A 13272-nucleotide genomic window follows, 5' to 3' on the forward strand; every position below is an offset into this window, starting at 1 on the left:
CTCTTCACTCCCCTTCGCCAAAGCCACTTTCAATCAATCCTGTCAACAGTTGAACAATTTCAACTTCCTCAGGCCCGTCAACACTGATGGTTAATACCGAACCTTGCTTAGCCCCCAGACTCATTATGCCAATCATGCTTTTGGCGTCTACTTCCCGACCATCCTTGGCAACTCTAACAATTGAACATTTGTATTGGTTAACTGCTTGTACCAACTGGGCCGCCGGACGGGCATGCAAACCTGAAGCATTGGTTAATGTTACGTCAACTTTTATCATCGTCCATCACACACCTCTCTAAAAAAGCTTTATTTGCGCTTTCCTGTTTCTTGTTTTTTGCAATACCACTCAGGCTATGCTAATCTTTAGCACTCTGAAAAGTCCATCTTCCGAATAAATTCTTCAACTTGCCGGCTGTTCTGCAAGCTGAGCAGTATTCGTACTGCTTCCGTATTGCCCAGCATGCTTGTAAGTTCCAGCAAAGCCATGACATGGCTAGAACTGTCAACTGCAGCCAGCGCAATGACCATTCTGACCGGATCATTTTCCGGATGTCCAAAGCAAACCGGATGTTTGAGCCTGACAAGGCTAATTCCCAGTTGACGGACTCCGCTCTCCGTACCAGCATGCGGCAGCGCAATACCCGGCCACAACACAATATAAGGTCCGAGTTCAGTAACAACAGTAATCATAGCTTGAATATAAGCATCTTCAACACAACCGGTTTTCAGCAGCAATTGTCCTGCAGCCCTAATAGCTTCTTTCCAGTCAGCCGCCTCAACATCAAGTTCTATCCTGTCGCCAGTCAACAAATCGGACAAAGCCGGCTGGCTGCTGTAAGACAAAACTGCCTCCTCAGAATAGAAATGCTTTGATAAATCCGCATATAGCTGATCATAATTGCGAATGACACAATGGCGACCGACAATATCAAGCGTCTTGTCAAGCAGCGCTTTCGGAACTTTGACAATGTCCAGATAATCCTTTAACACTACCACATCCTGTGGTGGAAGGAGCGGACTTACCGTAACCGCCGGAACAATTATATCTTTCAATTCTACCGTAGAAACAATGAGATCAATATGCTTTTCAGCCAATATCCGCCCCACCTGATGACAGGCAACCATGTCCACAATGTGGACATCAAAAATGGATTGCAGCTTTGCTGCCAGTAAACTTGCCGTACCCAGCCCAGCGGCACATACCACCAGCACATTGGGCAAAATTTTGTCCGCTGGTGCAATTCTTTCTAGCGCCGCACTGAAATGGAGGGTCAAGTGAGCGGCTTCCGCGTCAGTCAGTTTGCCACCCGCATAGCTTTCCACCGGTTTAAGATGATTGCGTACTACCATAAACAATTGTTGGTACTTGCCTTGTAATTCTTCTAACTGGCTTTGATCAAATACCAGCCCGTACTTTAGCCTGTATATGCACGGTCTAAGCTCATTCATCAAACCGCGATATAACTGCCGGTCGGCAAGCAGATCTTGCTTTAAACTGCGGCTGACCTCGGCAATCAGATTACACACCAACATATCAAGTTCCATCCGGTTGTTGCTATCATGAACGGCAGACGACAATACACTACTGCCAAGAATATGCTCGGTTAGATAACCAACCTCATCCAGCGTAACGGTAATATTGAAATAATCCTCTAACTGTCCCGTCACTTCCCGTATTACGTGAAATGCAGCAGTATTCTGCAAGACGTGCAGTTCTTCCGCAGTCAATACTAAATCCCGCCCCATCTGCATCCGTCTAACCGCGATAGCAATTGTAAACGTGAGTCCAATAAACGCACTGTCGGAAAACATGGTATGCAGTTCTTTTTCCACTACCCTAATAAAAGCCTGAATAGTCGCAAAATTAACGTCATAAAACCATTCCTGACAGAATTCATACATACTAGGACCCGTTTGGCCGGTCTTTGAAAGTTTTTGAAGAATCTCCAGTGCCTTTTCCAAACCAATGCCCTCTTTGATAAAACATATGGCGGCCCGCCTGAAATTTCTTTCATTACCAATGACTTTAATTCCATACTTTGGCATCGAACGCAATTCCAGCCCATTACGCTGATACCACGCCTTTACCTCCTGCAGATCTTTAATCATGGTATTACGGCTAACCCACAACCTGGCAGCCAAGTCATCAATTGTTGTATAATCACGGTTGTGCATTAACTGACCGATGACAAGGATTTCCCGTTCCTTTGATGAAAACGGATAGTGATAGACATTGGCAGTATGCAAAAATTCCAGCGTTTGACTGCGACAGGAAGCATTCTGGGAGAGCATTACTCCACCATGCTGCTTACGCAACAACACTGGTAAACCATGGGATTTGAGGAAATCATCCACCGCATCCAAATCATAACGGATCGTCCGCTTGCTAACATTAAGCAGTTCGGCCAAAGCGGCAATTGTAGTCATGTCGTCGGCTTTTATTAAATGCAGAAGCAATTGGGTACATCTTTCCTTGAGCATGATGGCCTCCCTCCGTTTTTCTACCCTTATTTTACACGATCCGACATTCTTTATAGAAGTCCAACCTCTTGCCGGACTATTGTGGCAAAATTGCTTGATATTTCATTTAACTATAAAAATTTCAACAAGTCAGTTTTTGTCCGTATTTTTTCACCGTAAGATTACCAAATTTTACGGTGACGTAACCAGCGAAACTGGTAATCCAATTGTAATGTCAAATGCTGTCAACAATTAACTTTAGAAGGTAAAATGATTACACCGTTACGCAAAATAATTTCACTAACAGAAAAACCAGACAATGTTATTTACTACAAACTAGTCTTAAACAAAAGCGGCTACCTGCCTTTATTAGGCAAGTAGCCGTTCCTGTTATTTCTAAAGAAATTTAAAAGTCCACTTTGCGCCTCTTAGCATTGATAAGAGAACCGCAAGCAGATAAAGGCATGATAACAGCAGATCAAAAGTTACATCGCTTAACTACTTCCAAACCAGCCCGAGACGGCGCTTCAAAGGCTTGTACAGCCTCCTGGTTGCAAGAAAACAGGTCAATAGTCGAACATAGCTTTGTATTTTAACTGCCGGGATACGGAACCTGTCCCCTGTCCCATTTCTTTAAGCACGCTAAAAATGAGTCAAGGAACCGTCCCCTGACTCATCACCAATAACACGTGATTCAATTTAGGAGGTTAGCTTCTGTTGATTGAGAACGATACTTATGATTTGAGCTAATAAAGCCAAAGTAATAGTCTAAACTATATTTACCTGGGCCAAGGAATAAAGCACCGAGAAAACTGAATCCGTCTTCTATCGATTGAGCCGCTTTCATTAACCCTTTCCCTTCTAACATTTGACTTGCAAAAGCAACACTCATATTGCCAATGAGTAAAAATGCGACCGGCCGATAAAATAGGCCAAGGGCAAAAAATAGTCCTCCGAAAAATTCGGTTGATCCTGCCAGCAATCCCCAAAAGGCAGGAGCAAAATGTATCCCTAGCGTCCCCATCGCCTGCCCCACTTCAAGCCACTTATGTTCTCCGCCAAACACCTTTGGAAAACCGTGCCACATAAACATGCAGCCAATTCCTAATCTAAATAAAAGAAGTCCACAATCGCGCCGAGATGATAAGAGCTGATTAAAAAGTATAAAGATATTCTTCATAAGTAAATCCTTCTTCCTTGTATTATAGATTGCAGTCTCTATCACTATAAAGCACATTCAACTGCCCGTCCAATACATTCTTCGACATAAGTTAATATAAAAATTATATCGGCGTTATCGCAAAGCTACTTTAGTCTCCCTGCCTCACTTCTCGAATTACTCTTAAAAAATTTGAAACCACTGCATTATTATCGTTCTTTCTAGTAGCTGCATGTAATTCAATTCCCAAATTTCCCTGTAATAATTTTACGCATACAGTGCCGGGGGTAATCACCTGCGTGCTCGATTCAGGGAGAACAGCGATTCCCGCCCCGCCAGCAACTAATGTACTTACCGTTAGCCGCATAACGTCATGGCGGGCGATTCGCGGTGAGAACCCCTCGCCTTCACAAGCTTCTATAATATAGTCTACCAACGGTCCTGATTCTTTGCGGGGAATTACAAAAACCTCATCTTTAAGAGCAGTAAGAGGAATCTCCGTACAGCTTGCCAGCGGATGATTTTCCGGCAAGACTGCAATCAAAGGGTCTGTTAAAACGTATTGGTGCTCTAAATCTGTAAATTGCTTGGGAGGATGGATAAATCCAACATCAATTTTACCATCCTTTAACGCCGCGATTTGCTCAGCTGTAGCCATCTCGGATAAAACTATTTCAACCAGCGGGTACTGTTCACGATACTTTTTCATTATATTGGACAACCCGCGGAAACTAGCTGTCTCTCCATAGCTTATACGAATCTCGCCATATTCTCCCCGGGATGCTTTTTTTACAATATCTATGGCATTCGAGGTTTGTTTCAAAATTTTTTTTGCTTCGGGCAACAAGGCCCTGCCAGCAACAGTTAGCTTTACCTGTTTGTGGCTTCGTTCAAAAAGCTTAGCACCTAGTTCTTCTTCAAACTTTTGTATTTGTTGGCTTAGAGGCGGTTGAGACATATTAAGTTTCTTTGCCGCATTACCAAAGTGCAATTCTTCCGCCAGCGTAACAAAATATAAAAAATTTCTAAACTCCATATCTCCTCCAAATAGTCCATCAAATAGTTTTAATTATAGCTAGAGAGTTAACTATGATTTTGAAAAGAACAATGAACATTTTCTTGAAATCTTAATTATTTGTTGATTATAATTTATTTTAACATGTTTTAAGCCAAAATACACCAACTGACTACAAAGGAAATACCTAATAAAAACGGCAAGGCTCAGAATTCCCTGAAGCCTTGCCATAACTATATTCAGAAAGCCTTGAAAAAGCCTACTGAGCTACTCTCTTATACCGCGGTTCTTCTTCCACCCGCATTACCTTATCAATATGGGCGAATTCCGGCTGCTCCCCTTCCCCGCGTTTCACGGCATACAAATGTTGCTGGCCCCAATCGTAACCAAAGAGGGCTTTCTAGTTTGAGTCTCCGGCATGGGATTCAATGAAAAGAAATCCTTTGAATAGATCGTCGATGTATGCAAGTTTTCCTGCTCTAAGACCAAAACCGTCCAAAATCTGAGACCCAAATGTTTAGATCGCAAACATCGGCATGACTTACCGCTGCGACAGCTCTTTCAACATGCAGAAAAGACCTATCGGCGTTCTTCGCAGACAGGTCTTTTCTAACGTCAATGCACAACATACATTTTTATATAGCTTCAAATTTAAATTCCCATATCCCCGTTAGTTAAATGTTCTCTGCAGAGCGACCTTCTCAGTTTATACCGGCATAACACGAAATCATTATCAATAGTAACCATATCAAGCCTATACACTTAAAAACGTCCTTAAGAACCTTTCTCTAGTAAACGGTTTTACAATATACTCATTCACTCCGAATCCCCTAGCTATCACTACTGTCCGTATATCACTATTCGAACTACATACGATAAATTTTGAATTTGGAGACAATATTGTAAGATCTCTTAGGATATGTAAGCCATCCTTTCGGGGCATATCCACATCAATTATAATAGCATCATACTTATTTACTTTAGGTAGTCTTTTGATTCTATTAATTGCACTTATTCCTGTTTCGGCTTCATCAATCTGTTCTATACATATTTCATTAAGATAAGACTTAATTGTCTCCCGAAACTTTTCTGAATGATCAACTATCAATGTGAACAAAGTCCCGCCACCTCATTAGTCGATTAGAATGTAATAATTTAAAATTCGATTAAACAGCTGCTACAAAGAGGCATTAGACATTTTTTCTTGACATGACATCTCCAATTCCAAAATATTGAAAAACTCTTGTCCCAAGGCTTATCTATACTAATATAATGGCATCAATAATAGATAGCTAGAAACACAGACTGTTCTGCATTTTTAATAATACATATAATCCCTGTCTTTGGCAACAATCAATCAACTTTCTTTTGAAAATAGAGAAATTTTCTCTCCACTATTAAATGCAAAATCAGAAGGAGATTAGTCTATATAAACGAAATATAACCTTACTATTTTAAAGAAAGTAGACTACACTGCATGTACTTTTCATCTAAATCAAATAGGACTTCCCGGCTAAGTATTAGATTTTATTTACAAACCCATGCCTTTTTACTGGTTCTAACAACTAGCTGCTTGGTAATGGCTCTGTATATTACTAGTGAATACCGCCAAATCCACGAAGCAAGCTTAAACCATTTGGAGCAAACCATGTCCATTCAGCAGTTAGCCATCGAAAATTGGCTTCAAGATAACGCAGACAAAATAAAATCTCTCGCCGAAACAAGAGGAGTAAAAGAAGCAGATTATCGGCACATGAACCATACCTTTCGTACATTCATTGATAACCAAAAAGACTTTCACGATATTATTTACATCAACAACAGTGGCATAAGTACGCTTGATATGCTGTATCAACCAGGTATAGATTTTTCAGATCGGGAGTATTTTGCGGCAGGACTCAGGGGTGAGAACGATATCTCTGACGTTCTTATTGGAAAAAACAGTGGTAATGATGTCATTGTTTTCTCGTCCCCGGCCAGAAATGCTACAGGCGAAATACACGGCGTTATCGTTGGAGCTGTAAAAATTGATAGAATAACTGGTCTATTAGATAAATATCAATTCGGTAACTCCGGTAAAACCTACTTAGTAAGCCGCAATGGACTCATGTTATCAGGCACACGGTTTTCTCAAGATTCGAACGAGAAACATCTTGTTACTTCCCAGGGTTTTTACAACGGACTTCATTCCGGTAATGGAACCGATTCTTATACAGATTTTCGCGGTGTTAAAGTGCTAGGATCCTATCGTCAAATCAATCACGGACACTGGCTTCTCATGGGGGAAATTGACGAAAGCGAAATTAGTGAACCGGCTCATAAGCAAATTTATCTAATGGTAGTCGGTTTCGCGACCATTATTCTGTTATCCATACCGATTAACCGTTTTTTATCTCGACGACTACTTATACCACTGGATGCATTAGCTTTCGGAGCACAAAAAATACAAGATGGTCATTTAAATTACATGATTTCTCCCAATGGTTTCAGTAACAGCCCCCGCGAACTGCAAGAACTATGTATTACATTTAATCAAATGGCCGAAGCTCTGCAAAGTACTATGAATGATGTTAATCAAGCCAACCTAGCTCTCCACGAGGCTGAAGAAAGATATCGTGGACTTGTTGAAAACTTTCTTGTTGGTGTTTATGTACTTAGTGGTCAAACCATTGTATACGCTAACCAATGTTTTTCCGATATCTTTGGCTATCATTCTGAAGAACTTATAGGCCGAAGTATTCTCGACCTGGTGATACCTAAAGATGAACAAACAGTGCTGCAAAGCATTACCACAAAAAACAAAGATAGAAGGACAAGTATACGCTATCAGTTCCATGGTCAAAAAGCCGATGGTTCAACCATTTTTATTGAGGCCATAGGCAGTTCCTACCTCCAAAAGAGCAAATTAATTGTCATGGGAACACTAATTGATATAACGGAACGGAAAAAAGCCGAGGAAATCCTACGTCAATCGCATGACCTCTTGGAAAAACGGGTAAAAGAGCGCACGCAAGCGTTGGCAGAACTGAATGATGAATTGGTACTTGAAATTCAAGAACGAAAAAAAACAGAAGAAGATTTACGAAGGATTGAAAGCACCAACCGGGCTCTGTTAAATTCAATACCCGATTTCATGCTTCGAATTCGCCGGGATGGTCTTTGTCTCTCAGTCAAGCCTCCTGCAAAAGAACTTAAAATAAAGTTCTCAGCAGAACAGCTTGTCGGTACAAATATATTTTCCTTTCTGGGTAAAGATCAAACCTTACAGTTTTCGCATTATATGAACGCGGCTTTCGATACAAAGGAAACGCAAAGCTATGAATATGAGATATCCGCAGATAACAGTACCCGGCAACGTGAATGTCGTATAGTCATTTGCGGAGAAGAAGAAGTTCTGGTAATTATCCGGGATATTACTGAGCAAAAACAAGCTGAACAAAAAATTGCTGAAGCCCGGGATAAGTTAGCGCATATTGAAAAACTCTCTACCCTGGCTACAATTTCAGCGGGTATCGCGCATGAGATCAATCAACCTCTTAATGCTATAAAAGTTACAGCTGATACCCTCCTGTATATGCAACATACCAATATTTCTGTAACGCCAGCCGATATTTATAATGACTTAAAGAGAATTTCTTCTCAAGTAGACCGTATTGATAGTATTATCCAGCACCTTCGTTCTTTTGTCCGCCAACGTCAAACTACTAACCTACAACCCATAAATTTGATGGAACCATTAAGCGGAGCTTTAAGTTTAATTGAAAAACAAATGAAACTTCATGGAATCAAAGTAATGCTGGATATCCCCGCCACCCTTCCGCCTATTTTGGGATCTATCACACCCCTGGAGGAAGTATTCATTAATCTCTTGGCAAATGCTATGACAGCCTTAGATACTGTTAACAAACCAGACAAACACGTTATAATAAAGGCATGGCATGAAGGAAATAGTGTATTTGTAGAGGTACTTGATAATGGTCCTGGCATTACCGACACCCTAAAAGAAAAAGTATTTGAGCCTTTCTTTACTACTAATCTAGAGAGTAATGGGATGGGCTTAGGACTTTCAATAGTAAAGTCTGTTATACTATCCTTTAGTGGAAAAGTATCCGTACGCCCGAATCATATGGGAGGAGCTACCATCCAATTCACCCTTCCGACTACCCAAAGTCTTCTCAATGATGGGAGAAAAGTTTTATGAACATACTGCTTGTAGATGATGATATCGATAGTTTGGATTCCGTTCATAATTTTCTTTTTAGGCTAGGTCACCACATTGTGGACTGTTCATCGGCAGAACAGGCTCTCTTAGCCTATTCTCAGGGAGATTATCCAATTGTATTGTCTGATATCCAGATGCCGGGAAAATCAGGACTGGACCTTCTAACCGAAATTAAAGCACAACAACAGGGAGAATTTACTGACGTAGTATTATTTACCGGGCATGGTGACATGGATTCTGCTATTTCTGCGCTGCGTGCCGGTGCCTATGATTATCTGCTAAAACCCATTCGTATAGATGAACTCGCGGCAATTATTGAGCGTGTACGTGAACATCAAGTACTCAAACGCGAAAACAAACGTCTATCAAAAGAATTTTCCGAGGCTGTTTATGCGGAAACTGAGCAAACTAGAGAAGAATTGTTACAATGGAAATCCATCGCAACCAAAAATCTAGGTATTCAGATGGGGATCTTTTCCCCCTGTATGGCTGAGATAATTGGCGTTGCGTATAAGTATCATTTGGTACGCGACATTCCGGTTTTGATTCAGGGAGAAACAGGAACAGGTAAAGAACTGATTGCTAAGGCAATTCATTATGGAGACAAACCTAGTGATTTACCCTTTATAGATATTAATTGTGCGGCCATAACACCTAGTTTATTTGAAAGTGAACTCTTTGGTTATGAAGCCGGCTCATTTACAGGCGGTTTAGCCAAAGGCTCTAAGGGCAAAATGGATCTGGCTAAAGGCGGTACTCTTTTTTTAGATGAAGTAGCGGAAATTCCCCTTGATCTACAAGGTAAGCTCTTACGCGTCATCCAAGAAAAAGAATTTTATCGTGTAGGCGGGCTCAACAAGATAAAAACAGATATTCGTATAATATGTGCAACTAACGTAAATCTTGAAACAGCAGTTAGTTTAGGAACGTTTCGAAAGGATCTATATTATCGTTTGAAAGTTGGAACGATACAACTTCCTCCTCTTAGACAGCGTAAGGAAGAAATACTTCCATTATCCAGTATGTTCTTACATTCTTTTGCCAAACAAAGAAACCGTAAATTTTCTAGCATAAGCCCGGATGCTCAAAAGATCCTCTTGGACTATGAGTGGCCGGGAAATATACGAGAGCTGCAGAATGCCATCGAATGGTCAGTGGTTATGTATGATGAAGACACATTGAAACCCATGCATTTAGGAACAATTCCTATCACCAAATATCCTCAGGAGAGTACAACAGATCCGGACGTAATTCTGCTTACACCAGATACATCCTTTCGTTTGCCCCATAATGAATTTCCTCTAGAACATTTTTCGGAGCGTATCATTCTGCAAGCACTTAAGATGCACGATAATAACAAAACGCAAACTGCCCAATATCTTGGTGTCTCACGCCGAGCCTTAATTTATAAACTAGATCAAATTGACAACCGGAAAGAACAGTAGACTATTGATACATCCCTGTCTAATAGCAAATACGCCAATTGTTTTTCGTATTACAAATAGAGAAGCCGACTCAAATGCTTGAGTCGGCCAGGCTGTCGACAAAGTCGGCAGCCTTTTTATATTTGAGAACCTCTTCTAATCCGGTGTGAAATATAGTAAAATAGAGATAATAAGAGATTGGGAGAGATAATCGTGCTTAAGAAGAAAAACAGAGTGATAATCGACCAAGTCGAATTTGTTTGTCTAAGCGAGCTAGTTCCACAAGATCATTTACTGCGCTTAGTTGATGCAAGCATAAAATTCGATTTTATATATGATGAAGTTAAAGATTTATACAGTGATACTACTGGCAGACCCAGTATCGATCCGGTCGTTCTGATAAAATTGCTAGTACTGCAGATTTTGTACGGTATTACATCTATGCGTCAAACAATTAGCGATGCTCAAGTCAATCTTGCTTACCGCTGGTTCTTAGGCTACGGCTTTCAGGAGAAGATACCGCATTTTTCTACCTTCGGGAAGAATTATGAAAGACGGTTTAAAGAAAGTGACCTCTTTGAAAAAATCTTTGAAAGAGTGTTATTTGAGGCCATAGAATGTGGTTTTATCAAAGCAGATGCTGTATTTTTTGATGCTAGTCATGTTAAGGCCAACGCCAATAAAAACAAGTATGTTAAAAAGATGGCCCAGCATCGAGTACATAAATATAAGCGTGAATTGATGATTGAAATTAACGCTGACCGTGAATCACATGGCAAGAAACCTTTTACCGATGACAACGACAATGATTCTGACGGAACAATGATTGAAGAAAAGGAAGTCAAAGAAAGTACAACTGACCCAGAAAGTGGTATGTTCCATAAAGGTGAAAAAGAGCGTTGCTTTGCTTACACCGCCACAGTGGCCTGTGAGCGCAACAATTTTATTCTTGGTGTTAAAACAGCCCCAGGTAATGTTCATGATAGTCAGGTGTTTACCGATGTATTTCAAGATGTCATTGAAAAATTTAATGACATAAAAGCAGTAGTTGCCGATTCTGGTTACAAAACGCCGGGAGTATGTCGTGAAATTATGCAAGCAAATAAAATACCGGTTATGCCCTACAAACGCCCTATGACTAAAGAAGGATACTTTAAGAAATACGAGTATGTTTATGACGAATACTATGACTGCTATATCTGCCCCAATAACCAAGTGCTAAAATATTCCACTACAAATAGAGAAGGCTATCGGGAATACAAAAGCAATCCCAAGATATGTGTCCAATGCTCACTGCGTATGCAATGTACCCAAAGCCAAAACTTTACAAAAGTCGTAAACCGGCATATCTGGGAATCTTGCGTTGAATATGCAGAGGATGTCCGTCATACTCACCAAGGCCAAGACCTATATCGCCGCCGAAGCCAAACCATTGAACGTGTCTTCGCAGATGCGAAAGAAAGACATGGAATGCGCTATACTCGCTATCGTGGCTTGAGGAAAGTACAACACTACCTCACGCTTCTTTTTGCGTGTATGAATTTAAAGAAGTTAGCAATGTGGAAAAAAAAGCGCGGTATGTTACCGCCTTTTTCAAGAACTTTTCCGTCTATGTTATCAAAATTTATGAAACTCGTAACTATTAACAAAATCCCGCTTGTTGGCCTTCCGGCCTGAAGCGGGATTTGTCTACACTCTGGCCGACTCAAATGCTTGAGTCGGCTTCTTTCAACCTTGATCAGTGTCAGTATTCAAGTCCAATATACGACTTAAGCCAGTGGCTGTCAACATATCAAGAACAGAGCCCGTTGCCCCCTTCATAGAAAACGTAACCCTTTTACGGCGCCCCTCAAAGATTAAAGAAGCAATCACTCCAAGACCGGCTGCATCCATATGCTTAGTATTGGTAAAATCAAAGCAAATCTCTTTTTGCTGCTGCTCAATAAAGCAATCAAGTATCTTGTCTTTTATAACGTCTGAGTTAACTGCAAGGCATTCAGACCCAATATCTATTGTTATTTGTTCATAGTTTCCATTCATATTACCCACCCCCCGAAGACCTTACTAGCTGCTTAAAAAGACTTTATTTCGTTAATAGTTGATCAATAATTTTAATCAGTTGACCAATTTCAGGCTTTGTAATCTGAGCATTAGCTCCTAACACCTCACCTTTCCGACGCATCTCTTCATTGATCAAGGACGAAAAAATAACGACAGGGATATGTTGCAGATTTGAATTATCTCTCATTCTCTTTAGAAGGTGATGTCCATCCATTTGTGGCATTTCAATATCGGTAATCACAAGATCAATTGGAATACCGCCGTCCTTATTTGTTCCTATGTATTGACCTTCAAGATATTTGAGCGCTTCCAGTCCATTCTCCTTGCATAATACTTCAATATAACCTGCTTTTTGTAGGGTCGAATTAAGAAGATCACGCAACATTTTAGAGTCTTCGGCAACTAGGATTTTTCTCCTTCTTCTTGCATCAACCATGTCTGTAGCTGAAACGGGAATTTCAGTAAGCTTACGATTAATTTCAGGATTAATTTCCGCAAGTATCTTTTCAAAATCTAAAAGAAGAATCACTTTATTATCCAGCTTTATAATACCAATAACAGTGTCTGAACTACCGGTTTGCGGTGGCGGTTCCATTTGTGCCCAGGAAATACGATGGATTCTTGAAACATCGTTTACTTTAAAGCCTACAAAATAATTATTTAACTCGCTAACAATAACCCGGCACTGGTCTGAGTACTCTTCTACGTCTAAGGCTCGGGCCAGGTTGACGAGCGGCATAATTTTTCCCCGTAACGAAAAAATTCCATCCACAAATGGATGAGCTTGGGGCATAGTGGTCGTCTCAACAATATTTATAACCTCTCGTACTTTAGCAACATTAATACCATAGGCCACATTACCAATAGAAAACTCAATAATTTCAAACTCATTTGTTCCGGTCTCAAGTAAAATGCCTTTGTTGTCGTTCAT

The 13272-nt window shown here is 40.5% G+C and carries 9 protein-coding genes and 1 pseudogene; 3 read left to right on the forward strand and 7 right to left on the reverse strand.

Annotation, left to right across the window (positions count from 1 at the left end):
- Positions 1 to 4 precede the first annotated feature (4 nt).
- The 5 genes from SRRS_RS19100 to SRRS_RS19120 all read right to left on the reverse strand — a co-directional run bounded on the left by SRRS_RS19100 (position 5) and on the right by SRRS_RS19120 (position 5751).
- Complete coding sequence (locus SRRS_RS19100) at positions 5 to 277, reverse strand: HPr family phosphocarrier protein (protein ID WP_371362758.1); 273 nt, start codon at positions 275 to 277, stop codon at positions 5 to 7.
- A gap of 86 nt (positions 278 to 363) precedes the next feature.
- Positions 364 to 2481, reverse strand: a complete 2118-nt coding sequence (locus SRRS_RS19105) for a transcription antiterminator (RefSeq protein WP_371362760.1) — start codon at positions 2479 to 2481, stop codon at positions 364 to 366.
- A 673-nt stretch (positions 2482 to 3154) separates the two neighbouring features.
- Positions 3155 to 3640, reverse strand: a complete 486-nt coding sequence (locus SRRS_RS19110; protein WP_371362762.1) for a DoxX family protein — start codon at positions 3638 to 3640, stop codon at positions 3155 to 3157.
- A gap of 130 nt (positions 3641 to 3770) precedes the next feature.
- Complete coding sequence (locus tag SRRS_RS19115; protein WP_371362763.1) at positions 3771 to 4655, reverse strand: LysR family transcriptional regulator; 885 nt, start codon at positions 4653 to 4655, stop codon at positions 3771 to 3773.
- 733 nt (positions 4656 to 5388) lie between these two features.
- Positions 5389 to 5751 (reverse strand): response regulator, encoded by a 363-nt coding sequence (locus SRRS_RS19120; protein ID WP_371362764.1) that lies wholly within the window; start codon positions 5749 to 5751, stop codon positions 5389 to 5391.
- 462 nt (positions 5752 to 6213) lie between these two features.
- On the opposite strand from SRRS_RS19120, the gene SRRS_RS19125 reads away from it, so the two are divergent.
- The 3 genes and pseudogenes from SRRS_RS19125 to SRRS_RS19135 all read left to right on the forward strand — a co-directional run.
- Positions 6214 to 8835 carry a PAS domain S-box protein gene (locus tag SRRS_RS19125; protein ID WP_371362765.1) on the forward strand — a complete coding sequence of 874 codons (2622 nt, stop codon included), beginning with the start codon at positions 6214 to 6216 and terminating at the stop codon, positions 8833 to 8835.
- On the forward strand, positions 8832 to 10301 hold the full coding sequence (locus tag SRRS_RS19130) for a sigma-54-dependent transcriptional regulator (RefSeq protein ID WP_371362767.1): 1470 nt from the start codon (positions 8832 to 8834) through the stop codon (positions 10299 to 10301). Before SRRS_RS19125 ends, SRRS_RS19130 begins: the two co-directional genes overlap by 4 nt.
- Positions 10302 to 10493: 192 nt before the next feature.
- Positions 10494 to 11852, forward strand: a pseudogene (locus SRRS_RS19135) (IS1182 family transposase); the annotation flags it as partial.
- A 156-nt stretch (positions 11853 to 12008) separates the two neighbouring features.
- On the opposite strand, the gene SRRS_RS19140 reads toward SRRS_RS19135, so the two are convergent.
- The gene (locus SRRS_RS19140; protein WP_371362768.1) at positions 12009 to 12320 is read right to left on the reverse strand and encodes an STAS domain-containing protein; all 312 of its coding nucleotides are present in this window, start codon (positions 12318 to 12320) and stop codon (positions 12009 to 12011) included.
- Positions 12321 to 12363: 43 nt separating this feature from the next.
- Complete coding sequence (locus SRRS_RS19145) at positions 12364 to 13272, reverse strand: chemotaxis protein CheV (RefSeq protein ID WP_371362770.1); 909 nt, start codon at positions 13270 to 13272, stop codon at positions 12364 to 12366.

Source organism: Sporomusa rhizae (assembly GCF_041428845.1).
In the GTDB taxonomy this organism is placed as follows: domain Bacteria; phylum Bacillota; class Negativicutes; order Sporomusales; family Sporomusaceae; genus Sporomusa; species Sporomusa rhizae.